A 24100-nucleotide genomic window follows, 5' to 3' on the forward strand; every position below is an offset into this window, starting at 1 on the left:
TTTTAAATTTTGTGCCAAATTTTGCGCCAAATTTTCCAAATTTAGCGCAAAAGCTCATTTGCATACGCTCGCACGCTTCGGTCGATTTCGATTAGGGCGTGCGTGTCTGGCGTGTTTGGCGAGTGAAATTTATCCACGGATTTTAGCACTACGCGCGAAATATCGCTAAATCTCGCCCGCCCTTCTAAAAACGCATAAACGCCAACTTCGTTTGCCGCATTTATCACCACGCCAAAATTTGGATTATCCAAAAGCGCGTCTTTGAGCCCAAAAATAGGGTATTTGAGTGTATCTATTGGAGCGAATTTAATCGGTTTTAAATCCAGCAAATTCACGGGCTTTACGATTTGCTCGCTAATCGCGCCCTCTAAAACCGCGTGCGCTATGGCTAGGCGCATGTCAGTCTCGCTAATGTGCGCTGTGGTCGAGCCATCTATAAACTCGACTAGGGCGTGGATTTGCGATGTGCGCTCGATCACGGCGTCGATATTTTTCGTGCCGTATAGCCAAAACGCCTCGATTACCTCGAAAAGCTTGTTTGCCATACTCGCGCTATCAATTGTGATTTTTGCGCCCATTTGCCAGTTTGGGTGCCTTAGCGCGTCTTTGGCGCCGACACTTCCAAGCTCGGTTAGTGGCGTATCGTAAAACGCCCCACCGCTGGCTGTTATGATGAGCCTAGAAATAGGGGTTTTTGCGTTTTGGATTAGAAATTTTAGCCCGAAATGCTCGCTGTCAATGGCATGAATTTTTGAAATTTCAAGGAATTTCCCGCCCACGACTAGGCTTTCTTTATTTGCTAGGCATAGCGTTTTGCCAAGTTCTTGCGTTTTTAGGCTAGGGAGCATGCCAGCAAAGCCCACTAGGGCATTTACGACGGTGCTAGATTTGCACTCTTCAAGCATTGCCAAAATCCCCTCCATACCGACAAAAACCTTGTCGTGTTTGACGGCTGATTTTAGGCTCTCTTCGCCGATAGCGACGAATTTAGGGTGAATTTTAGCAATCTGCTCGTTTAGCAAACTCACATTTTTTCCGCACGCCAAAGCCTCGATTAAAATTCCCTTTTTGTGCGCGATATCTAGGGTGTTTGTGCCAATCGAGCCGGTGGAGCCTAGCACTACCATGAATACACGACCACCATAGCCACTGCGCCAAACATATACCCGTCAATGCGGTCTAGCACGCCGCCGTGTCCCGGGAATAAACTGCCACTGTCTTTGACGCCTGCGCTTCGTTTGAGATAGCTTTCAAAAAGATCGCCAAAAATGCCAAAAATCACGATAACTAGGGTCTTGCATAAAATTTCAAGCGGCGGCAGGTTTGTGAAAATGCGCGCGTAAATGAAGCTTGTGATAAATGCAAAAATAATTCCGCCTATGATGCCTTCAATGGTTTTGTTTGGCGAACTAGGGCTAAATGGGGTTTTGCCAAAGCTTTTGCCGGCGAAATACGCACCGCTATCGCAGGCGATTATCGTAATGATAAGCCAGACGAAGTGGAAAATCCCCAAATCATCATAAACCGCCCACATTAGGCAAATCGGAGCGAAAGGGTAGATAAAAGGCAGGATAATTTTCGCGTTTTCAAGCTTTTTAAAAGCCACAATCGAAGCAGCCACGACTACCGAGGCGATACATACTTTAACCGCGCTGATAAATGGCTCGTCGTCTTGGGCAAGGGGAATTAGCGCGAAAAATGCAAGCGCAAGGGCTAGCCATTTGAGGCTGACATTTTTTAGCCCATAGAGCTTGTAGCTCTCCAAAAGCCCTATGCTAAGCATTATGGCAAAAACGAAAAAGTTGATAAATCTGCTATTTATCAGGATTAAAACAGAAAAAATGGCGAGCAAAATTCCGCCAGTTACTAGTCTTTGTTTCATAAAATTTCCTTAGATTTGATTTCGCGAGATTATATAAAATTTCGCCTTATCACGGCTTTAAAACGCCGATAGTTTTATAATCCACATAATGCACAAACGAGCCTTTCACGGGGCTTACATTTAGGCGTTTGGTGTAATCAACGAGGTAGTTTCCAGCCTCTTTTACGCTAAAATTTACGCAAATTTTAGCAGCAAAATTTGCGATTTCTTCGCTTAAATTTTGTTTGTTAGTTTGCACAATGACATGCGCGCTGGCGCGGTCTTTTAAATGGAACCAAAAGTCGTTTTTGGCGCTGTTTTTTAGCAAAAATTCATTGCCTTTTTCATTTTTGCCCACGCTGATTTTAAACTCGCCGATATAAAAGCTCTGCACAAATTCGGCGTTTTTTTCCTTCAAATTCGCGCTAATTCGCTTTTTTGGAAGCAAAATTTCAAGCTCTTCGACGCTTTTTGCGTTTGTGATTAAATTTTTCAAATTTTCGTAAAATTCGATTTTTTCGTTTAAATTTGCGATTTGGATATGCGAATTTGCGGCTTTTTGGCGCAATTTTTTTGCTTCGTTAAAAAATTCGTTCATTGCGATTTTTGGCGGATTTTCTAGGCGAAATTCCACGCTTTCCCCGTTTTTATCTCTTAGGCAAAATTCCCTTTGCCAGTCGCTTAAATTATACAAATTCGCTGATAATACCTGCCCGAGATTTGCCAAATTTTCGGCTTTTGCTAAAAGTTCGCTCTCTTTTGGCACGGCATTTAAATTTGCATGCAAAATTTCGATTTTTTTATCAATTTGGGTTAATTTTGAATTTCGAATTTGGGCTAAATTTGCCAAATTTAGCTTTTCAAACTCGCCCACGAAAAATTCATCGAAATTCTCTATTTTTGCTACATCTTTTTCTTTGATTTTATATGGCGGAAGTGGCGCCAAAATCCGCCCCACGCGCACGCTTCGCACATCGTTATCTAGGTGTCTGAGCGCTTCGAGTATGATGCCCTTTTCATCAGTGATGATGACATTTGTAAATCGCCCTGTAAATTCAAAATATAAATTTGTGATAAACGCCTTGTAGCTGGCTTTTAGTTCGGTTTTGATATGCAAAATTCTATTATTTTCCACTACGCAAATTTGCAAAATTTTCGATTTTACGAGCCGTTTAGCCAAAACCCCGTCAAATGGGGCTTTGTAAATTTTATTTTCCACGAAAGAGCCGTTTTTATGGATATTGCACGCGGTTTTATTCATATCAAAAAACAGCTCATAGCTATCAAAGCTTAGTTTAAAAAGATTGTCGCCGACGCGCTTTATGTGGCTTAGAGTTTTGAAATTTTGCAAAAATTCGCAAATTTGGATTAGGTGTTGGTATTTCATAAACGCTATTTTAGCAAAAAAATTTAGCAAAAATTTTAAATTCCATTTTTACTTTAAAAAAAATGATATACTTTGGGTTTATTTTTAAGGAGAGATTATGAAATTTAAAATTTTAGTGCCGTTAGCATTATCGGCGTTTGTGTTAAGTGGTTGTTTGCAAGGGCTAGGACGCGATACTTACATTGTCGTGCCTTCAAACGAAGCCAGTCCGCACTCTATCGATAAAATGCTAAATTTGCCACAAAACATCACATTTGAAAAGCAATCTTACGCGCTAGGACACAAAAGCTCCATGGGCGTCGAGTATTTTTTAGATGGCGAAAGGGGCTTTGGCTGGACGAAGCTGATTACGATTTCGTATGGGCATGGCGTGTATGATATGGAGCGTTGGCTCAGCGCCATGGAACATGAGTTAGAAAAACAAAAAAGCTCTGGCGCAAAAAATGAGTATAAATTCGAAAAATTGAGCGAGAAAAAGGCGATTTCTACCGAAATTTTCTACCCTACAAATAATCCAAATTTAAACAAATTTGAAGCAAATTTGAAAATTTATGAAATCAAAGATTGCGGGGCTGTAAATGTGCATTATGCGATGAATTTCGACAAAGATACGCCGATAGATACTGTGCGAAAGCAAATACAGAGCAAAAAGGCAAATTTTTTGAAAAACTATCCTAAAATCGAGTGCGCGCAGGATCTTAGCATAAAAAGTTCGAAGCTAAATCACCCGCAAAGCCTAGAATATATGCAAACAAACTTTGAGAAATTCAAAGAATATCCACGAGTTTATGGCTCGGATACTAGCGCGGTTACTTACTTTTCAGCCCAAAATCCTACATACGGGCAAATCGATGTGCTTTTTAGCGAAGGTTTAAAGAAAAAAGATTTTGATAAATTTTTAAGCGACACCAAAAAAGATATTGCGAAATTCGATAAAAAACACGAAGCAAAAATTGAAAAACTAGCCGAAAATAAGGCACTTCAAACCATGCTTTGGTATCCAAATCAACGCAGGGGCGAAAAAGATTATGAGATAAATTTTGCTATCATCGAACTAAAATCTTGCGGTATGACTCAAACTATCTATAAACAAAGATTATTAGCTAGCAGCGGCAGCGAAGATGAGGTAAAAAATCTCTTTGGCAAAACCAAAACTTACTTTTTGGCAAATTATCCAAAACTTAGTTGCAAATAAATTCATTGCCGAATTTGGGTAAAATTCGGCAAATTTGGTTGTCTCTGATTTTTACACTTAAAATTTTTCTTTGTGAATTTTGCTAAATTCTAGCTTTTCTAGCTCGTGTGGAGCGGGCGTGGAGATTAGATTTCCAAGCGATAAAATCGCTAAGGCCCTGTAATTCCCCTTAAAACCCAAAATTTCGCTCAGGTATTCCTCGCTACTCGCGCCGTTTTGCGCCTCGCGCAGTCTGCATTGTATCCAGCAGCTTCCCACGCCTAGCGCGCTCGCGCACAGGTGCATGTAAGCCATAGCGATAGAGGCGTCCTCGATCCAGACATCTTGCACGCTTTCATCGGCGATTACGACCACAGCGGCATTTGCGCCTTTTAGCATATCGGCTGCGCCTGTGCGCGCAAGGCTTAGTTTGGCGAGGTTTGCTTTATCTTTGACTACGATAAATTCCCAGGATTTCCTTGCATGTCCGCTAGGACTTAGCAAACCAGCCTTTAAGATTGTTTCTAAAATTTCATCGCTAATCTCGCCAGGAGCGTATTTTCGCACACTGCGCCTGGCTTTTAAAATCTCTAAAATTTCCATGATTTTTCCTTTCCAAAAGCAAAATTATACCTTTTATTATAAAGTTTTATGGTTAGATTTGATAGAATTTAGCCCAAATTTTTTAAGGACAGGTTATGAAACAGACAATTACGGAAAAAATTTTTAGCGAACATGTGGGCGAAGAAGTCAGTGCAGGGCAAATTGTAGAAAGCAAAATCGATATGGTCATCGGCAACGACATCACAACGCCGATTTCGATAAAGCAGTTTGAGCTAAGCGGCGCAAAGGCTTTGGCAAATCCAGACGGCTTTGCGATTGTAATGGATCACTATATCCCTACAAAGGACATTTTAAGCGCAAACCAAGCCAAAATTTCACGCGAATTTGCCTACAAACACAACCTAAAAAACTATTTTGACGAAAAAGATATGGGCATCGAACACGCCCTAATGCCTGAAAAAGGGCTAGTGGTACCCGGCGATGTCATCATCGGCGCGGACAGCCACACCTGCACACACGGCGCACTTGGGGCGTTTTCTACCGGCATGGGAAGCACGGATTTAGCTTATGCGATGATTACGGGCAAAAACTGGTTTAAGGTGCCAGAAAGCATAAAAGTGGTTTTCAAAGGCAAACCGGGTGCGCACATTTACGGCAAGGATTTGATACTTGAAGTAATCCGCCAAATCGGCGTTGATGGTGCGCGCTACAAGGCGTTAGAATTTGTTGGCGAGGCGATTGCGCACCTTGATATGGATAGTAGATTTTCGCTTTGCAATATGGCGATTGAGGCTGGCGGAAAGAGCGGAATCGTGGCGTGCGATGAGGTAACAAAAGAATTTTTGGCCGCTAGAACGCTACGAAGCGAGCCGAAATTTCACTACTCAGACGAGGGGGCAAACTACGAGCGCGTCCTAGAAATCGACACTGCTAATTTAGACCCAGTGATAGCGTATCCATTTTTGCCAAGTAATGGCAAAAGCGTGAGAGAGGCGGTAAAAGATAGTATCGCTGTCGATCAAGTCTTCATCGGAAGCTGCACAAATGGGCGTTTAAGCGATCTTCGCATAGCAGCGCAGATTTTAAAAGGCAGAAAAGTAGCTCGCAAAACTCGCCTTATCATCACACCAGCTACGCAAAAAATCGCTCTACAAGCGCAAAAAGAGGGCTTGTGGGATATTTTCGTCGAAGCAGGTGCTGTTGTGAGCAACCCGACCTGTGGAGCGTGCCTTGGCGGATATATGGGTATTTTGGGCGATGGCGAGAGATGCGTGAGCACGACAAATCGCAACTTCGTAGGCCGCATGGGCGATCGCACGAGCGAGGTGTATCTAGCAAACTCAGCCGTCGCAGCAGCTAGCGCAATCGCTGGTAAAATCGCAGATCCTAGGGATTTGTAACCTAAAATTTTGCCATTTTTTAATGGCAAAATTTACCCAAATTTTAAATTTCAAATGAAAAAATCCAAAGCTTGTTTTCTTTTTATAATTTATCTTTGTGCGCTCTTTAAAATCACGATTTTTAGGGCAAATTTTACTCTTAGCAAAATTTTCCAAGCTGGCGAGTATAATTTTACACCCTTTGTGGATTATGCCAAAATTTGGGATTTGGGGGCTTTAAAATTTATTTATCTGTTTTTTGGAAATATTATTTGGTTTGTGCCATTTGGGCTCTTTGCGCGATACTTTTTCCCAAATTTTAGCATGCGAAAAATTTTGATTTTTGGCCTTTTGCTCTCGCTAATAATCGAAATTTCACAATTTGTCTTTAAAAGCGGAATTTTCGAGCTTGACGATTTGATTTTAAATGTTTTTGGGGTATTTTTGGGGGTAAAATTTGGCGAAATTTTAAAATTCCGCCAAATTTAGATTTAAAACATCTCTGGGATTCGAAAATAGTGATTTATCGCACCGTTGCCCCTGCCAATGTGCAAATCTTGCATTAGCGCTGTGCGGACGAATTCTTTCGCACTACCAACCGCTTCTTTTACGCCAAGCCCCGCTGCTAGGGCGCAAGCGATAGCTGATGAGAGTGTGCAACCTGTGCCGTGGGTGTTTTTGGTGATGATTTTGGGTGCGCTAAATTCGCTAAATTCGCCATTTTCGTAAAGAATATCGCGCGCTTCGCCCGCGCCTGCTAAATCTCCGCCTTTAACCAAAATCGCTCCGCCGTAAAATTCGGCGATTTTTAGCGCGGCTGTTTTCATATCGTCGAAATTCGCGATTTTAACGCCACTTAGCGCGCTTGCTTCTTTGATATTTGGCGTGATAATCGCTGAAATGCTAAAAAGGTCGAATTTTAGCGCGTTCATTGCGCTATCTTGCATTAGCACGCCACCGCTTGTAGCGACCATGACAGGGTCTGTGACGACATTTCGCGCGCCAAATTTTTTCAATGCTTTGGCTATGGTTTGCGCAATCTCGGCAGTAGAAATCATGCCGATTTTCACAGCGTCTGGGACGATGTCGCAAAATACGCTTTCTAGCTGGGCTTCGACAAATTGGGGCTCGATATTTAGCACGCCTTGCACGCCAAGTGTGTTTTGGGCGGTGAGGGCTGTGATGACATTTTCGCCATACATTTTGTGGGCGGTTATGGTCTTGATATCGGCTGAAATACCTGCGCCGCCGCTACTATCGACACCCGCGATTGTAAGAACCTTTTTCATGGCTTTCCTTTAACTCAAAAATTTATTAATTATACTTTACAAAATTTACCGCTTGGAAATTTTTTAGTCTAATCCTTTTTATGTGGGGGCGGCGCTCAGAGTTGCGAGGGTCGCCCGCCCCCACACCCCCACCCGACCGACGCTAGCGGTAGCGCACTTCGTGCGCAAATTTTTTAAATTTCATAAAATTTCAACTTGCTAAAATTTAAATTTTCATCGCTATAATAGCGAGTTTATTTTAAATTTAAGGATTAAAATGTTTGATTGGATAGCTTCCCCTGAGGCGTGGATAAGCCTAGCCACGCTAACTGGGCTAGAAATCGTTCTTGGCATAGACAATATAATTTTCATAGCGATTTTGTGTTCGCGCCTGCCTCAGGAAAACCGCGACAAAGCTCGCATTATGGGGCTAGCTCTTGCGATGATTACGCGAATTTTGCTTCTACTTAGCCTTAGCTGGGTAATGGGGCTGACAAAAGAGCTATTTAGCGTGTTTGGGCATGGTTTTAGTGGGCGAGATTTGGTGCTAATCGGCGGTGGTTTGTTTTTGCTGGTAAAATCCACGCTCGAAATCCACTCTTCTGCTGTGGGCGAGAGCCACGAAGAGCGGATAGATGAGAAAAAGGCTAGCTTTGGCGGCACGCTAATTCAAATCGCTTTGCTTGATATAATTTTCTCGCTTGATAGCGTGATTACGGCTGTGGGTATGGCACAGCACCTGCCTGTAATGATACTAGCTGTCATCATCGCCGTGGCTGTGATGATGTTTGCTAGTGGGGCGATTGCGAAATTTGTCGATGATAATCCTACGATAAAAATTCTTGCGCTTTCGTTTTTGATTTTAGTCGGCGTTTCGCTCATAGCAGACGGACTTGGGTTTCATATCCCAAAGGGCTATATTTATTTTTCTATGTTTTTCTCGCTCGTGGTCGAGCTCATCAATATCCAAGTGCGCAAAAAATCTGAGAAAAACTAGGTTAGCTTCGGTTAGATTCGGGCGATTTTGGGGTTAAAATTTTAGCCTAAAATCGCCTTTAAATTTTACAAAAGGAGCTATTTTGAAACCGCTTAGATTTGTAGGAACTGGGCTTTTAATCGCTGTTTTTGGCTTCGTCGCATTTAGTGGGGCCGGTATGTTTTTTGGGCTAAAAAGTGGGGTTATGAAAAATTTCCACGAATACTTTGGCATGGCTATGCTAGCCCTTGCGCTGGTGCATATTTTCATAAATTTCAAACCCTTTAAACTCTATTTTAAAGGCTGGCAGGGGCTTGTAATCTGCGCTATTATCGTGCTTAGCTGTGGATATGCTGGATACAGCCTCAAAGGCGCTAGCGGGGCTGGAAACCCAGCTAGGGCTGTGTATATGCAGGCCTTAAATTTGGAAATTAGCAAATTTAAAGGCGCATTTGGCACGGATAATGCGAAATTTAGCGCGTTTTTGGAGGGTAAGGGTATTGCAAATTTTGACGAAAGTCTAAATTTGCGCGAAGCGTGTGCGAAATATAATCTCAAAGAGGGCGAAATCCTAAACGCGCTTTTGCCGGCTCGTGCGCCAAAAGGCGAGGCGCAGGGCGCGCAAAAAGGCAAAAATTTTCACTAATAAATTTTGGCAAATTTGAAATTTGCCAAAATTTAGCCATTATTTTTTAAGTCAAATTTTAATAAAATCCCAAATTTAAAATTTCAGGGAAGGGTCAAATTTAGCAAGGCTAAATTTTAAAAATGTTAAAAGGTATCGCTTTATCGCTGTTTTCTTCTATCGGGTTTGCGAGCATTTATTATATGTCGGTTTTCATGCAGCCTCTTGGCGGGCAGGAGTTGCTGGGATATCGCATGCTAGTGACATTTCCAATAGTAGCGCTGTTTTTGGTGCTAGGCGGCAAAAAAGCAGAGATGAAAAAGCTTCTTGTCCGTTTGATAAAAAAGCCGTTTTTGCTCATAATTTTACTCGCGACTTCCGCTACAATGGGAATTCAGATGTGGTTGTATCTGTGGGCGCCAAGTAACGGCTACGCACTGCAAGTCTCAATCGGATATCTCATAATGCCTATTTCCATGGTGATTTTTGGAAATCTTTTCTTTGGCGAGAAAATTTCGCGCCTAAAAGCCCTGTGCGTTGGCTTTGCGGTGATTGGAGTGTTTTCAAAAACCCTAATTGGAGGCGCGCCGTCGTGGCATAGCGCGATTGTTTTTATTGGATTTCCGCTGTATTTTTGCCTAAGGCGGTATTTCAGGCTAGAAGGGGCTAGCAGTTTCGCCCTAGAAATCGCGCTTTTGTTGCCGTTTTGTTTGTGGTTTGTAAGTAGCACTGACCTTGGCGCGGTCGCGGTGCAAAATCCAAACATTTACACGCTTTTATCTGTTTTGGCACTATTGAGTGCGACTGCGCTTTTGGCTCAAATTTTATCAAGCGCGCTAATTCCGATAAATTTCTTTGGATTATTAATCTATGTCGAGCCACTTTTGATGTTAGGCGTTTCTTTGCTTTTGGGCGAAAAAATCGAGCCTGATTCGTATATTTTGATGATTTGCCTATTTATGGCTATTTGCTTTTTGGTGGCTGATACGATTATCTCTATAAAACGCGCAAAAAGGGCTAAATTTTACATTAAGGCAAAATAACTGTAAAATGGCGCAAAAATTTAATCAAGGAAGTAGATGAAAAGAGTTCTTAGTGTTCAAGATATTTCGTGCGTGGGTAAGGTCTCGCTTAGCGCTGCTTTGCCAGTGATTAGCGCAATGGGGCTAAGTGTTAGCGTTTTGCCTACGGCGGTGCTTTCTATGCATACTGGATTTAGCGGTTTTACATTTCGCGATCTTACCAAAGATTTGCGCCCTATAATGTCGCATTGGCACGAGCATGGGGTGGAATTTGACGGGATTTACACTGGATTTTTGGGCTCGCAAGAACAAATCGCACTCATTAGCGAACTTTTTATGGAATTTGGCGGAAGCGGAAAGACGATATTAGTCGATCCATGTATGGGCGATAATGGTGAATTTTACCCCGGATTTGATAGCGACTTTGCCCGTATGATGGCACTTTTGTGCGCTAGTGCTGATGTGATTACGCCAAATATCACGGAAGCTTGCGCAATGGTCGGCGTGAAATACCGAGAAAAGGCCGAGAGGGAATTTATCTTTGATTTGCTCGAAGGACTAAAAGATTTAGGCGCGTCAAAGGTGATTTTAAAGGGGATTAATTACATTAGCGAGCAGTGTGGCGTGTTTAGCTACGACGCCAAAGACGGGCGTGTGAGCGAGTATTTCCACGAGCTACTACCTGTGAAATACAACGGCACGGGCGATATTTTTGCCTCGGTTGCATTTGGTGCGATAATGCGTGGCAAATCCCTCCAAACCGCAATCCGCATAGCCGCTGATTTCGTCGTAAGTGCGATGAAAGAGACTATGAGTGATAGCGAGTGGAGGCGCAGCGACGGAGTGAAATTTGAGCTTGTAATTCCTGAGCTTGTAAGGAAAATTTAAAGCCAAAATTTTAAAATTTTGGCTTTGAAATTTATTTTTAAAAATTAAATGCATAAATTTATACTATTTTAAGTGGTTGCTAAATTTGAAAAAGGTATAATCTTCAATCACTATTTTTTGGGAGAATACAATGAGAACAATCCAAGCAAGTGAAATCTCTAAAACAGTTGCAGAGCTTTGCAAAAAAGCCTGTTATGTAGTAACGCCAGATATGAGAAAAGCGTTTGAAAAAGCAAAAGAGACTGAGGTTTCTTCAATCGGTAAAGAAATCCTTGGCAAATTGCTTCAAAATGCTGATCTTGCAGAAAAAGGCGTAGCTCCAATCTGCCAAGACACAGGTATGACGGTAGTTTTCGTAGAATTTGGTCAAGATGTGCATATCGAGGGCGGATATATCGAGGACGCTATCAACGAAGGCGTTAAAAACGGCTATGTTGATAACTACCTAAGAAAATCAGTTGTAGCTGAGCCACTATTTGAGCGCAAAAACACCACAAACAACACTCCTGCTGTTATTAACATGCGCATAGTCCCAGGCGAAAAACTAAAAATCACAGTTGCTCCAAAAGGCTTTGGTAGCGAGAATAAATCTGTGCTAAAAATGCTTGTTCCAGCTGACGGCGTAGAGGGTGTGAAAAAAGTATTCCTTGAAGCTGTAAAATATGCTGGTCCAAACTCATGCCCTCCAATGGTTCTTGGCGTAGGAATCGGTGGCACAATGGACAAAGCAGCGCTTCTTGCAAAACAAGCAGCTGTTCGCTCAGTAGATAGCAGAAACGAAGACGAAAGATACGCAAAACTAGAAGATGAGCTATTAGAGCTTGCTAGACAAACAGGCGTTGGCCCACAAGGTCTAGGCGGTCTAAACACTGCTGTTAAAGTAAATATAGAGTGGTATCCAACTCACATCGCAGGTCTTCCAGTAGCTATTAATGTCAATTGCCACGCAGCACGCCACGCAAGTGCTGAACTTTAAGGAGATAATTATGTCAGAAGTAAAAAGAATAACAGCTCCATTTGATAAAGATGTAGTAAAAAGCCTAAAAGCTGGTGATAATGTCCTAATCACAGGCACAATCATCGCAGCCAGAGACGCTGCTCACAAGGCTTTGACTGAGACTTTGGCTCGTGGCGAGAAACTGCCTGTAAATTTAGCTGGCGAGACTATTTATTATCTTGGTCCAACACCTGCAAAACCAGGTCAAGCAGTAGGCGCAGCAGGTCCTACAACAAGTGGTCGTATGGATAAATACACTCCAACAATGATTAACGAAGTAGGCATCAACGGCATGATTGGTAAGGGTTATAGAAGCGACGCAGTAGTCGATGCTATGAAAAAATCAGGTTGTGTTTATATGGTAGCTATCGGCGGAGCCGGCGCGCTAATTAGCCAAAGTATCAAAAAATACGAGGTTTTAGCTTACCCTGAGCTTGGCCCAGAGGCTGTGGCAAGACTAACAGTCGAGGATTTCCCAGCGATTGTCGCAATTGATAGCGAGGGTAACAACTTCTACGAAGTTGGTCAAGCACCATACAAAAAAATCTAATCCATCTAGGGCAAATTTGCCCTAGAATTTTAAAATTTAACCCTAAAATTTAAATCTCAAATTTATCGCTCTTACGCCTAGCATAACAGCTACGAAAATCGCCAAATATTCGGCACTACTGAATAAAAATGTATTTTTGTTTTCTAATCCAAAACCGGTTTTAAAAAACAAGTATTCGTAAAAATGAAGATCCACAAACGAATAAATTCCAAAAGCCAAAAGAGCCAAAAATAGGCAAAATTTCAAAATTTTACTAAATTTCACGCTAAGCAAATTTGCAAAAATTCTAAAATTTAGCCCCAAATGCGTAGCACTTAGCAAAAACAGCGCGTGCGTGGCAAACATGTGGATATTTTTGGCCGCGTCCGAGCCAAAGCCAAAATCAATAAAGGAAAAAATATGCTCGCTAAGAAAAACAGCACTTGCAAAAGTGGCTAAAAATGAGCCTAAAAGGGCGAAATTTAGGGCGTTTCGCACCCTAAATTTGGCTAAGTATTTACGACGCGAAAAGGCATGAAAAAGGGCGAAAAAGATTAAGATTAAGCCCAAAATTTCATGCGCTATCTCGCCAAATTTTTTGTAATTCATACACAAAACTAGGGCGAAAATCGCGCCCCAGTAAAACGATTTTTTATTAAATTTCATTGCAAAATTTATTTTGAAATCTCATCAAACCACGCTTTTAGCTCGGTTTTGGCTTTTTCTCTTTGATTTTGCGCCACGCTTCCATACAGGCTAAAATAGCCCAAAACCTTGGCTTTTGTCGCTTTTTCGACAGAGCCGATAGTCCTATCTAAGCCACTTCCCTCGTGCGTGTTAAAGACGAAAATTGGCTTGCCCGCGAAATTTTGCCCTTCTAAAAATGTGAAAACGCCCATTGGCAAATCGCCCCACCAAGTAGGAAAGCCCAAAAACACGGCGTCAAAATCAGCTAAATTTTTATCAAACGGCTTGATTTCGGGTCTTGCTTTTTGTTTTTGTTCGCTTTTTGCAAAATCTATCGCGGCTTGATACTCTTTGGCATAAGGCGCGATAGTTTCGATTTTAAAGAGTTCGCCACCGCTAAACTCAGCCAAATACTCAGCCAAAATTTCGGTGTTGCCTTTCTCGATATAGCCCACCTGATAATTCTCATCTGCGCGCGAAAAATACGCGATTAGCACCTTTTTACCACTCATATTAAATCCTTGTGAAACCTTCGTGTCGGCGGCATTTCCCGCACAGCCAAAGAAAAATAAAAGAAAAAAAAGTAGGATTTTTTTCATACTTGCCCCTTAGTTAAAATTTCAAAGATTATATAAAAAAAGCGAAAATTTCGTTAGAAAAATTCTCTAAATTCATTGCCTGATTCTGCAAAATTTGCCAAATTTAAAATTCGGCGCAGTATCACGGGCTTGCGTAAGCAAAATATAAAATTTATCTATATGTATCGCAGCGTTTTAGCCAGCCAGCTAACCAGCGCGCTTCATCGCGGTTTGTGGGCGCGTTAGCCACCCTGCGCTTTAAAACAAATTTCGCGCACCTGCGAAATTCGCTCATTGCCTCTTTTTGCGCGCTCATGCACTCCAAAACCTGCATTAGCCCCCAACCATCGCCTCTGTATCGCTCGCTCTCTTTTATGCCCTCGCCTTTGAAATTGACATAATCAATGAGCGCGTAAAGCCCATTTGGCGAGCTTGCGACGCGGTAAAACTGCGATTTGATATGCTCTTTTTTATCGCTTAAATTTTGCATTTTTTCTATGGAGTTTTGAAGCCTTTCATAGATAAACTCTACCTGCAAATTTTTGGTTTGATACAAAAAATTTTCTAGCTCTATCAGATCCGCGTCGCCTGATTTTTTTAGCGCATCAAGCGCGGTTTTGCTCTGCCAAGGCGCGTGAGAGTGCAGGCGCAGTATTTTTGGAAGTTTAACGCCGCGAATTTTATAAAATTTCACTAAATTTGGAAAGCTCTCTTCGAATTTATTTTTTTCGTCTTTTTTATACCAGATGAAGTGTCCGATACCCAAGGACGGGAAATTCTCGCCACTATTCCAGTGGATTAAATTTGACTTTTTCGCTCCGGTTTCGTTGGCGTAAATTTTCTCTGCCACGCTGGATAAATCCGTGCCAAACGCGCCCACGCACAAAAACGCTAAAAGGCTAAATTTCGCTAAATTTCGCATAAATTTATTGCTTTTTCACACCGTGCAAAAAGATTTTAATGCGGTCTTTTATGAAATTTTCTTTGTTTAAATTTGGCTCTTCGCCGAAAAATATAAGGCGGTTGAAGTGCGGTTCGCGAAGCAAAAAGCAAAAATAGCGCGCCAAATACTCAGGATCTGCGCTATCAAACTCATCAATATGCGCCCTAAAATAATTGCTAAGCCCCGCTGGAAATGCAAGCGTGCTGGTATCTAAGAAGATTTTGGAGACATTTTTTAGCATGGAACCAAAGGTTTTTGAGGTTCCAAGCAGGATATTTTTTAGAAATTTTTGATTTTCGGCACTATAAATAAAGTCGAAATAAATCGGAGCAAATTCGCTCAAATACTCCTGTGGCGCGAGGTTTTCGTCTAAGCTAAGCAGATCATCTAGCTTTTTATCAAGCCTTTGGGTGTGAAATTCGACCACACGCAAAAATAGATTTTCCTTGCTTTCGAAATATTTGTAAATAGAGGCAAGCGAGCCACCGCTGATAGCGACGATATCATTTAGGCTGACGCTGTCATATCCTCGCTGTAAAAATAGCTCTGTGGCCACCTCGAAAATCTTTTCTATGCGAATTTGCGATTTATAATACCTTGATTTTTGTGCCATTAATCCTTCCTATCAATAAATTTTTGTTGCGGATAGACAAACACACTCTCGCGTGTAATGCTGATTTTTTCATCATCAACCGCGTAAGCTTTGATGATTAGCGGTAAAACGACATTATCGTGCTCGTTTTCTAGGCTCAAATTTGCCTTGCTTGTAAGCGAGACTATGATTTTTGCCTTTTTGCCGGGGCTTACTTTTACAGGCTCGTCTGGGCGAGAAATGCTGATATTTTCGTTATCTACGCTAAAAAAGAAGCTGTGCGGTTCGCTGTGGGTGTTTTCGAATAAAAATGTATAGCTGTTTTTGACGATTTTTTCGCCGTTATCGTCGAAATCTATTTTATAGAGCTGGGTGTTGCGATTGATGTTTAAAAGCATGCTCTCTTTCGTGCCACTCATCACCACTAGCCCGATTAGCGCAGCGGCTAGCACGCCGATATAGCCAATCGTGCGAAATCGCATAAATTTGACCTTGCTTTGCGATTTTTGCGCATTTAGGCTCGTCCAGTTGATAAGTGGAGCTTTGCCAAGCTTACTCATTATATTTGAGCATGCGTCGGCGCATTCTAGGCAGTTTATGCACTCTAACTGCATGCCTTTGCGGATATCGATATGTGTCGGACAGATCCTCACACACGCCTGACAGCCGGTGCAATCCCCGCTAGAAGGCTTGTTTGAGATTAAATTTTTATGCTCGTCATAAACCACACCACCTCTGATATCATCGTAAATCACGCCGAGCGAGTCTTCATCGAGCATGGTCGATTGAATCCTTGCGTAAGGGCAGATGAAAACGCAGAAATTCTCGCCCAAAAATGTGATATCAAATGTCAAAAACGCCGCAAATCCTAGCACGATACCAAAGAGAAGTTTATGCTCGCCAGCCTCGCCTAGATAGGCAAAAAAGCTTTGTGGCGGCACGAAAAACCAGAGCAAATTTGAGGCTGCAATCAGCGCAACAATGGCAAAAAGCGCAACCGCGATGATGCCCTTTGCGCCAGCTTTTTCGCCCTTTTGTTTGTTTGTGATAGAGCCACGAATTTTAAGAATTTTGGTGCAGATTAAATCTCTATAAATCACGCGAAAAATCGTTTGCGGACAGGCCCAGCCACACCACACACGCCCGCCAAGCGTGGTTAGGAAAAATATCGAAATGAAAAAGAATATTATCAAAAACGGCATTAAGAAAAATTCTTGCGTCGAGAAGGTGTTGAAAAAAAGGTGGATTTCTTTTTTTTCAAAACTGATTAAAAATAGGTGTTTGCCGCCTATTTGAAGCCACGGCATGATGAAAAGCCACAGCGAAGCGATAGTGTAAAAAAAGTAGCGCTTCTGCCTGAATTTCGAGATTTTACTCTCCATGAAATGTCCTTTTTGTATAAATGCACGATTTTACTCTTAAAAGATTAATTACATATTAAAAATATAGAATTTGGATATTATGTCGCGAAAAAAATCTAAAATTTGTCCGTGAAATTTGATATTTAAAGCCCATTTTTAGGCAAAATTCGCCATAATACCCAGTTTTAAAATTTCAACGCGGATAAGGCGAATTATGAGAGAGGTTTCTATAAGCGAAGCGTCCGAAATTTTGGGTGTTTCAAAAGAGGCGATTTACAATAGAATCAGGCGAAATTCTATTCGCACGACAGAGATTAATGGCGTAAAATATGTCGTTTTAGAAGACGAAAATGACGAAATTTCAAATTCTAGCGCGCAAGGAGCTAGCGCAAAGGTGCGCCCCTCAAAACCTGCCTCGCAAAATTCGAACCAAAATTTTATTGATTATTTAATCAAAGAAATCGCCGAGCTAAAAGAACAAATCCAAACCTTACAAAATGATAAAGACAAACTTTACCGCGAAAAAGAGGAAATTTTAATCTCATCAAAAGAAGAAATCAAGCTCATGTATAAAGAGCGAGATGAGAAGCTTGGGTATTTTCTCTCGTTTTTCGAAAAACCGCTAATCGGCGAGAGCGCGCGTGATAAAAAACCATACGATGTCGAGGTAAAAGAGCAAATTTTCGATGAAAACGAGTGGCTAAGCCTAGCGAAATTTATCAAAAGCCTAGATTTAGGGCGCAAAAAACGGATGAAAGCCCAGAGTCTAATCATCGAAAATATCGGCGCAAACGAGCTAATCAGGGTCATTGGCGATGAGCTTTTGGTGCATAAGAGTTTAGATATCAAAAATTTAAAAGGAAAAAAATGAAAATTAGAAAAATTGCAAGTTATGCGATTGTGGGCGGTTTTGGGCTGATTTTATCTGGCGCTTTGGCAGGCTGTGAGCGCGAAAATACAGGCTCAGAGCTTCGTATCCAAGAGGGCGCGCTAGTTAGAATCGAGGAAGTAGCGCCCGGAAAATATAAAATTTTAGAGGAATTTCCTAGCGAAAAAACGCAAATTATCTTAAAAAGCTTGGACGGAAGCGAGAGAATTTTAAGCGAGGCTGAGACAAATGCACTTTTGGCTGAGGAAAACGCCAAAATCGACGCTGGCACTTCAAATTTAACTAATCAAAACGCCGAAATTTCTAGTGGCGGATACAGCCTTGGCGAGGCGATTTTAGCAAGTGCAGCAGGCGCAATCATCGGCTCATGGATAGGCTCGAAACTCTTTGGCTCACCAGCGTATCAAACGCACAGACAAACAGCCTTTAAAAACCCTAGCGCGTATTCAAGGAGTGTAAATAGTTTCAAAGAGGCTAGGGCAAACAACGCCAAAGCAAAAAGTGGCAAAAGCGGATTTTTTGGCTCAAAATCAGGCACAAATTCCCCAGCAAAAAGTGGCGGCAGTATGTTTGGGGGCTAAATTTGCCCCGAATTTGCCAAATTTAGGCTAAATTTTAAAATTCAAGGAAATAGATGAAACTCAAAAAACTAACCCCACTAAGCAATGAATTTTTAGAAAAACTTGGCTTTTCGTGGCACACTGACGCGGATTTATCAGCATACATAGCAGATGAGGTCGTAAGTGTGAGCCCAGAGGAGGCAAACGCCTACTACGAGGCGGCAAACGAGCTGTATGATATGTTTATCGCTGCGGCGCAGTATGTGATAGATAATGACCTTTTCCACGAGCTTGGAATTCCGTTTAATCTAGTAGAAATTATCAAAATGAGCTGGGAAAATGATGTGCATTGGCACCTTTATGGCAGGTTTGATTTCGCAGGCGGATTAGACGGCGAGCCGATAAAACTGCTTGAATTCAACGCCGATACGCCAACGGCTGTGTTTGAAACAGCGATTATCCAGTGGGCGTTGCTTAAAGAAAATGGACTTGATGAAATGGCGCAATTTAACGAGCTTTTCGCCGCGATTAGCGATAATTTTAAACGCCTTGTCGTTTTGGGCGGAGAGTTGGAGGAATTTGATAAATTTTACGAGGGGTGGAAAATTTTGTTTAGCTCGGTCGCTGGAAGCGATGAGGACGAGAAAACAATCAGACTTTTGCAAACAGCTGCCGATGAAGCGGGCTTTAAGACAGCTTTTGCATATGCGCACGAGGTCGAGTTTGATGACGAGAAGGGGGTATTTTTTGGTGGTGAAAATTATGAGTATTGGTGCAAACTAATCCCGTGGGAGGCGATTGCTATCGAGGAAGGCGAACTAGCCTTGATACTAAAAAACATAATGAAAAACCAAAAAGCAATTATCCTAAACCCCGCATACACGCTACTTTTCCAAAGCAAGGGAATAATGAAAATTTTATGGGATTTATACCCAAATCACCCGCTTTTGCTAGAAAGCGCGTGCGAGCCACTAATCGGCAAAAAAATGGTCAAAAAGCCGTTTTTTGGGCGCGAGGGAGCAAATGTGAGTATTTTTGACAAAGATGGTAAAAAAATCAAAGAAAATGGTGGCGAATACGCAAACCAAAATTTCTTATACCAAGAATTTGCAAATCTAAACACTGATAAAAGCGGCGCAAAATACCAAGCTGGGGTGTTTTACGCCTTTGAAGGCTGTGCGCTTGGATTTAGGAAGGGCGCAGATATCATCGACAACTATTCTAAATTTGTCGGTCACTACATCGAAGGGGTGGAGTAATGAAACCAAAAATTGTTTTACTTGACGCTGATACATTAGGAAGCGACGCAAATTTCAGCGAATTTGAGGCCTTGGGCGAGCTTGTAACATACCCGAAAACCAAGCCAGAGCAGACAATCGAGCGTTTAGCGGGCGCTGATATCGTCATCACAAACAAGGTTTTAATCACAAAAGAGGTACTCGAAAAGACAAATTTAAAGCTAATTTGCGTAAGTGCAACCGGCACGAACAATATCGACTCCGAAGCGGCAGCAGCGCATGGCGTGCCTGTGAAAAATGTCGCTGGGTATTCGACCAAAAGCGTATCTCAACAAGCCTTTGCTACGCTTCTAGCGCTTTTAAACGATGTGAGATACTACGCCGAATACGGCGAGAAAAAATGGTGCGAGAGTGAAATTTTCACACATTTAAACGCGCCAATTGATCAAATTTCTGGCAAGAATTTTGGCATAATCGGCCTTGGCGAAATCGGTCGCGAAGTAGGGCGCATAGCAAAAGCCTTTGGCGCAAATGTCTGCTACTACTCTACGAGCGGGGCGCACGATGACGCTGAGTTTAAAAGGGTGGATTTAGATACTATGCTTAAAGAGTGCGATATCATCTCGGTTCATGCGCCATTAAACGAAAAAACAAAAGGGTTAATCGGCAAAGATGAAATCGCTAAAATGAAAAAGGGCGCTGTGTTTATGAACTTTGGTCGTGGCGGAATCGCCGATGAGAGTGCATTGGCGTGGGCTATCGATGAAATGGGACTTCGCGTGGGTCTAGATGTGGTCGAAAAAGAGCCGATTAACGCTGATAATCCGCTTCTTGGCGTGAAAAACAGGGCAAATCTAATCCTTACTCCGCACATTGCATGGGCGAGCGTGGAAGCGCGCAAACTGCTAATCTCCAAAATCGCAGGAAATATCAAAGAATTTTTAAATGCGTAAATTTAAAGGGCAATTTGCCCTTTAAATTTTAAAATTTTGCAAAATTTATAAAATCTAAATTTAATCATTTTTAAAAACCCTTTTTAAAATTTAAAAAAAGGGTTTTAAATTTAAATCTACGCTTCTAGTATTGCGCCACTGCTGGCGTTGGTTACTAGTTTTTGGTATTGGCGAAGCCATCTGCCCTCTACCTTTTTGCCCTCGTATTTCCACGCGGCACGGCGAGCGGTGATTTGGGCGTCGCTTAGACGGACATTTATGCTGAAATTATCCACATCGATATCGATTATATCGCCGTCTTTGAGTAGTCCTATCATACCGCCCTCGGCTGCTTCTGGGCTTACATGGCCGATACTTAGCCCTCTTGTAGCACCGCTAAAACGCCCGTCTGTGATGAGCGCGACATCTGCACCAAGGCCACGGCCCACGATTAGGCTAGTTGGGCTTAGCATTTCTTGCATGCCAGGACCGCCTCTTGGGCCCTCGTAGCGTATGACGACTACATTTCCTTTTTGCACTTTTCCGCCCGAAATCCCCTCGATTGCCTCGTCTTGGCTGTTAAAGCAAATCGCCTTGCCACTAAATTTGCGCTCGCCAATGATTCCAGCGGCTTTTATAACGCAACCTTGCTCGGCCAAATTTCCAAACAAAATTGCTAGTCCGCCACGCTTAGAATACGCGTTTGCTACGGTGTGGATTATGTTTTCGTCCTTGATATCGTCGTTTTGGATACGCTCGCCTAGGCTTTCGCCACTGATTGTGAGTAAATTTAAATCAAGCAAAGAGCTATCAAATTTGCTTATTTCCTTCATTATAGCGCCCAGTCCGCCTGCTTTTTGCACATCTTGCATATGCACGCCAGGTAGGCTTGGGCTGACTTTGGCTATGTGAGGCACACTGCGCGAAATTTCGTTTAATTCCGCGATATCAAGCGGTGCGCCCGCTTCGCGTGAGATTGCTAGCATGTGCAAAATCGTATTTGAGCTACCGCCCATTGCCATATCCATAACCATGGCGTTGCGGATCGATTTTTCGTTGATTAAATTTCGGATTTTAAATCTCTCATCGAGCGCAATTTCGCAAATTCTTCTAGCGGCCGCGCGTAATAATTCCTCGCGCTCAGGCGTAAGGGCTAGAATCGTTCCGTTGCCTTTAAGCGCGATTCCAAGAGCTTCGCATAGGGTATTCATTGAGTTTGCAGTAAACATACCAGAGCAACTTCCCCCGCCAGGACATGCCGCGCACTCGATAGCTTTTAATTGCTCTTCGTTAATCTTGCCGGTCTCATACGCGCCAACAGCCTCAAATGCGGTATTTAAGTCGATTTGTTCGCCACCTAGTCCCTTGCCAGCAGCCATTGGACCACCACTAGCAAAAATCGTAGGCACATTTACTCTCAAAGCTCCCATTATCATGCCAGGCACGATTTTATCGCAGTTTGGTATGCATAGAAGAGCGTCGAGTTTGTGAGCGTTCATCACGGTTTCTATCGAATTTGCGATGATTTCACGACTTGGTAGCGAGTAGAGCATTCCGCTATGCCCCATTGCGATACCGTCATCGACGCCGATTGTATTAAACTCAAACGGCACACAGCCATTTTTACGAATTTCGTCTTTTACGATTTTGGCATATTCGTTTAGATAAAAATGCCCCGGAATACACTCGATAAAGCTATTTGCCACGCCGATAAACGGCTTATCAAAGTCCTCGTCCTTTAATCCTGTCGCGCGAAAAAGTGAGCGGTGCGGTGTGCGTGTGTAGCCCTTTTTAACGATATCGCTTCTCATAAAAATCCTTTGAAATGAAATTTGGTGATTTTATCAAAATTTTAATAAATTTTAGCAGGTGAAATTTGGCAGAATTTAGTAGTTGCGAGAAAATCTCGCAACTAAATTTTATGCAAAAAATAGATAAACATAAAGCGATACTATCACCGCGCCAGCAAAGGCTAGGTAAGCACCTGCTTTAATCATATCCATTTGTTTAATCATGCCAGTGCCAAAAACTAGGGCATTTGGCGGAGTTGCTACTGGCATTACAAACGCACAACTTGCGCCGATACCAATTACGATTGTAAGTGTTTCTTTCGGCAAGCCCATGTGAGCTGCGACGCCCGCAAATACAGGCACCAAAAGCGCAGCCGAGGCAGTGTTACTAGTAAATTCTGTAAGGCAGATGATAAATACAGCAGTTACAAGCAATACCAAATATACAGGCGCGTCTTTGAAGGTATCAGCGACTAAATTTCCTAGCACGCTAGAAGCCCCTGACATACCTAGCACTGCACTTAGCGTTAGTCCTCCACCAAATAGCATCAAAACACCCCACTCTGTGTTTTCGGCCACATCGTGCCATTTAGCAAGACCTAGCATTACCACAGCGATTGCGGCGCACACAGCGACATAGGAGTCGTCGATTTTAAAGCCGATTACCTTGCTGATGTCTTTTGAGAAAATCCACGCAAACGCAGTGATTACGAAAACTATGACGGTAAGTATGCGCTTGTTGTTCCATGGAATTTCTTCGAGTTCGATCTCGACTTTGTGATTTAAATTTGGGCGGAAGACCAAATATAGCACCACTAACATTAATGGAAGCATTAAAAGCATTACCGGAAGTCCAACTTTCATCCAATCAGCGAAATTCCAGCCCAAAGCCTCAGCTGCGATGATGTTTGGTGGCGAGCCAACGATCGTGCCAAGTCCTCCGATACTAGCTGAATAGGCAATTCCTAAGAGTAAAAAGACGATTGTGCCACGATCTTCTTTTTTCTTTGCGTCCAAATTTGCGCAAATTCCAAGCGCAAGTGGTAACATCATCGCAGCGGTTGCGGTATTTGATACCCACATTGATAAAAGCGCAGTCGTGATACATATCAAAATCGCAGCCACGCCAAGGCGTCCGCCAGCTTTTTGGATAAGCCAGGTTGCGATTTTTTTGTCGAGTTTTTGCATGTGAAGTGCCGTAGCTAGGGCAAATCCACCAAAAAATGTAAAAATCGTAGGGTTTGCGAAATTTGCCAAGGCGTTTTTTAGCGTCAAAGCCGTAAATTCGCCGTCTTTGCCAAATTTGCCAATCCCAATCGCCACAGCCAAAACTGGCACCATAAGCGCTGTAATCGTGATATGCACGGCCTCTGTAAGCCACATAATCGCGATAAATGCCAAAAGCGCCAAGCCCTTTTTGACATTTGGCTCAAACGGCAAGACATTGTAAAGCGCAAATGCGATTAACGCCGCTACTATCGCAATGATAATGCCACGCTTCGGAAACGAATCAACATCGGTTAGTTGCGCCACTTCCGCAACTTCTTCCGAGTTTTGCGGTTCTAGGTCTGGGAAGTTGTGCCCACGCACCTTGATTTGATCAGGCATGTTACTCCTTTTTTGTAAGATTTTATGAATAATACAAAATTAGGTTGGAAATTTATTAAAATTGCGTTAAATAAAATTTGAAAATTTTTTTGTGCGTTACTTATGGTAACAAAATTTAAAAATTTGGCGAAATTTTAAAATTTTTATAAAATAATATTAATAAATTTTATCCTTTAAATTTGATTTAAATTACAAATTTTCACAAATTTAAAATTTAAAATGGTCAAATTTAAACGCTTCTAGCGCATAAAT

General features: G+C 42.3%; 25 protein-coding genes. 13 read left to right on the forward strand and 12 right to left on the reverse strand.

Translation table 11 applies throughout. The features are described 5' to 3' along the window. Positions 1–41: 41 nt before the first annotated feature. Genes dxr through OFN98_RS06435 form a run of 3 tightly spaced genes read right to left on the reverse strand, consistent with a single transcriptional unit; the run spans position 42 to position 3248 of the window. Positions 42–1127 (reverse strand): 1-deoxy-D-xylulose-5-phosphate reductoisomerase, encoded by a 1086-nt coding sequence (gene dxr / locus OFN98_RS06425; RefSeq protein ID WP_270874436.1) that lies wholly within the window; start codon positions 1125–1127, stop codon positions 42–44. Further along, positions 1121–1882 (reverse strand): phosphatidate cytidylyltransferase, encoded by a 762-nt coding sequence (locus OFN98_RS06430; RefSeq protein WP_270876640.1) that lies wholly within the window; start codon positions 1880–1882, stop codon positions 1121–1123. Before OFN98_RS06430 ends, dxr begins: the two co-directional genes overlap by 7 nt. A gap of 49 nt (positions 1883–1931) precedes the next feature. Beyond that, the gene (locus OFN98_RS06435) at positions 1932–3248 is read right to left on the reverse strand and encodes an NFACT RNA binding domain-containing protein (protein WP_270874437.1); all 1317 of its coding nucleotides are present in this window, start codon (positions 3246–3248) and stop codon (positions 1932–1934) included. A gap of 97 nt (positions 3249–3345) precedes the next feature. Between OFN98_RS06435 and OFN98_RS06440 the strand changes: the two genes are divergently transcribed. Beyond that, the gene (locus OFN98_RS06440) at positions 3346–4443 is read left to right on the forward strand and encodes a hypothetical protein (RefSeq protein ID WP_270874438.1); all 1098 of its coding nucleotides are present in this window, start codon (positions 3346–3348) and stop codon (positions 4441–4443) included. Positions 4444–4500: 57 nt separating this feature from the next. On the opposite strand, the gene OFN98_RS06445 is transcribed toward OFN98_RS06440, so the two are convergent. After that, the gene (locus OFN98_RS06445; protein ID WP_270874439.1) at positions 4501–5025 is read right to left on the reverse strand and encodes a nitroreductase family protein; all 525 of its coding nucleotides are present in this window, start codon (positions 5023–5025) and stop codon (positions 4501–4503) included. A 95-nt stretch (positions 5026–5120) separates the two neighbouring features. Here OFN98_RS06445 and leuC point away from each other — a divergent pair, with 95 nt between their 5' ends. Together leuC and OFN98_RS06455 are read left to right on the forward strand one after the other, a co-directional pair. Continuing rightward, positions 5121–6386: a 3-isopropylmalate dehydratase large subunit gene (leuC, locus tag OFN98_RS06450; RefSeq protein WP_270874440.1), complete on the forward strand. Its 1266-nt coding sequence runs from the start codon at positions 5121–5123 to the stop codon at positions 6384–6386. Positions 6387–6440: 54 nt separating this feature from the next. Then, positions 6441–6854 carry a VanZ family protein gene (locus tag OFN98_RS06455; protein ID WP_270874441.1) on the forward strand — a complete coding sequence of 138 codons (414 nt, stop codon included), beginning with the start codon at positions 6441–6443 and terminating at the stop codon, positions 6852–6854. 2 nt (positions 6855–6856) lie between these two features. Here OFN98_RS06455 and thiD read toward each other — a convergent pair whose 3' ends face one another. Continuing rightward, the gene (thiD, locus tag OFN98_RS06460; protein WP_270874442.1) at positions 6857–7654 is read right to left on the reverse strand and encodes a bifunctional hydroxymethylpyrimidine kinase/phosphomethylpyrimidine kinase; all 798 of its coding nucleotides are present in this window, start codon (positions 7652–7654) and stop codon (positions 6857–6859) included. A 256-nt stretch (positions 7655–7910) separates the two neighbouring features. On the opposite strand from thiD, the gene OFN98_RS06465 reads away from it, so the two are divergent. The 6 genes from OFN98_RS06465 (at position 7911) to OFN98_RS06490 (ending at position 12691) form a co-directional block, all read left to right on the forward strand. After that, positions 7911–8630: a TerC family protein gene (locus OFN98_RS06465; protein WP_270858681.1), complete on the forward strand. Its 720-nt coding sequence runs from the start codon at positions 7911–7913 to the stop codon at positions 8628–8630. A gap of 82 nt (positions 8631–8712) precedes the next feature. Then, positions 8713–9255 (forward strand): DUF4405 domain-containing protein, encoded by a 543-nt coding sequence (locus OFN98_RS06470; RefSeq protein ID WP_270874443.1) that lies wholly within the window; start codon positions 8713–8715, stop codon positions 9253–9255. A 122-nt stretch (positions 9256–9377) separates the two neighbouring features. Continuing rightward, positions 9378–10277 carry an EamA family transporter RarD gene (rarD, locus tag OFN98_RS06475; protein ID WP_270874444.1) on the forward strand — a complete coding sequence of 300 codons (900 nt, stop codon included), beginning with the start codon at positions 9378–9380 and terminating at the stop codon, positions 10275–10277. 36 nt (positions 10278–10313) lie between these two features. Beyond that, positions 10314–11144, forward strand: a complete 831-nt coding sequence (locus OFN98_RS06480; protein ID WP_270874445.1) for a pyridoxamine kinase — start codon at positions 10314–10316, stop codon at positions 11142–11144. 130 nt (positions 11145–11274) lie between these two features. Then, complete coding sequence (locus tag OFN98_RS06485) at positions 11275–12120, forward strand: fumarate hydratase (RefSeq protein ID WP_270874446.1); 846 nt, start codon at positions 11275–11277, stop codon at positions 12118–12120. Positions 12121–12130: 10 nt separating this feature from the next. Continuing rightward, on the forward strand, positions 12131–12691 hold the full coding sequence (locus OFN98_RS06490) for a Fe-S-containing hydro-lyase (protein ID WP_270874447.1): 561 nt from the start codon (positions 12131–12133) through the stop codon (positions 12689–12691). A gap of 42 nt (positions 12692–12733) precedes the next feature. On the opposite strand, the gene OFN98_RS06495 is transcribed toward OFN98_RS06490, so the two are convergent. The 5 genes from OFN98_RS06495 to ccoG form a co-directional block, all read right to left on the reverse strand. After that, positions 12734–13336 carry a DUF4405 domain-containing protein gene (locus OFN98_RS06495; protein ID WP_270874448.1) on the reverse strand — a complete coding sequence of 201 codons (603 nt, stop codon included), beginning with the start codon at positions 13334–13336 and terminating at the stop codon, positions 12734–12736. A gap of 8 nt (positions 13337–13344) precedes the next feature. Further along, entirely contained in the window at positions 13345–13956 is a 612-nt protein-coding gene (locus tag OFN98_RS06500; RefSeq protein ID WP_270873746.1) for a flavodoxin, read from the reverse strand. Positions 13957–14107: 151 nt separating this feature from the next. Then, positions 14108–14857 carry a hypothetical protein gene (locus OFN98_RS06505; protein WP_270874449.1) on the reverse strand — a complete coding sequence of 250 codons (750 nt, stop codon included), beginning with the start codon at positions 14855–14857 and terminating at the stop codon, positions 14108–14110. Positions 14858–14861: 4 nt separating this feature from the next. Then, positions 14862–15491 carry a TetR/AcrR family transcriptional regulator gene (locus tag OFN98_RS06510; RefSeq protein ID WP_270874450.1) on the reverse strand — a complete coding sequence of 210 codons (630 nt, stop codon included), beginning with the start codon at positions 15489–15491 and terminating at the stop codon, positions 14862–14864. Next, a complete protein-coding gene (ccoG, locus tag OFN98_RS06515) occupies positions 15491–16852 on the reverse strand; it encodes a cytochrome c oxidase accessory protein CcoG (RefSeq protein WP_270874451.1) in 1362 nt (453 codons plus the stop codon). Before ccoG ends, OFN98_RS06510 begins: the two co-directional genes overlap by 1 nt. Positions 16853–17045: 193 nt before the next feature. Between ccoG and OFN98_RS06520 the strand changes: the two genes are divergently transcribed. From OFN98_RS06520 to OFN98_RS06535, 4 genes are read left to right on the forward strand one after another with little or no spacing between them, the layout of a single operon-like run. Continuing rightward, positions 17046–17702 (forward strand): DNA-binding protein, encoded by a 657-nt coding sequence (locus OFN98_RS06520; protein ID WP_270869901.1) that lies wholly within the window; start codon positions 17046–17048, stop codon positions 17700–17702. Beyond that, positions 17699–18301 carry a UPF0323 family lipoprotein gene (locus OFN98_RS06525; RefSeq protein ID WP_270876641.1) on the forward strand — a complete coding sequence of 201 codons (603 nt, stop codon included), beginning with the start codon at positions 17699–17701 and terminating at the stop codon, positions 18299–18301. The genes OFN98_RS06520 and OFN98_RS06525 overlap by 4 nt, the downstream gene beginning before the upstream one ends. 53 nt (positions 18302–18354) lie before the next feature. Then, positions 18355–19539: a glutathionylspermidine synthase family protein gene (locus OFN98_RS06530; RefSeq protein WP_270876642.1), complete on the forward strand. Its 1185-nt coding sequence runs from the start codon at positions 18355–18357 to the stop codon at positions 19537–19539. Next, complete coding sequence (locus OFN98_RS06535; protein ID WP_270874454.1) at positions 19539–20471, forward strand: D-2-hydroxyacid dehydrogenase; 933 nt, start codon at positions 19539–19541, stop codon at positions 20469–20471. The genes OFN98_RS06530 and OFN98_RS06535 overlap by 1 nt, the downstream gene beginning before the upstream one ends. A 116-nt stretch (positions 20472–20587) precedes the next feature. Here the strand turns inward: OFN98_RS06535 and ilvD are convergent, their stop codons facing one another. Continuing rightward, a complete protein-coding gene (ilvD, locus tag OFN98_RS06540; protein ID WP_270874455.1) occupies positions 20588–22261 on the reverse strand; it encodes a dihydroxy-acid dehydratase in 1674 nt (557 codons plus the stop codon). Positions 22262–22369: 108 nt separating this feature from the next. Then, positions 22370–23848 (reverse strand): SLC13 family permease, encoded by a 1479-nt coding sequence (locus OFN98_RS06545; protein WP_270865442.1) that lies wholly within the window; start codon positions 23846–23848, stop codon positions 22370–22372. Between the last annotated feature and the right edge of the window lie 252 nt (positions 23849–24100).

Origin of the sequence: Campylobacter sp. JMF_15 NE4 (assembly GCF_027737645.1) — a bacterium.
Classification (GTDB): Bacteria; Campylobacterota; Campylobacteria; order Campylobacterales; family Campylobacteraceae; genus Campylobacter_B.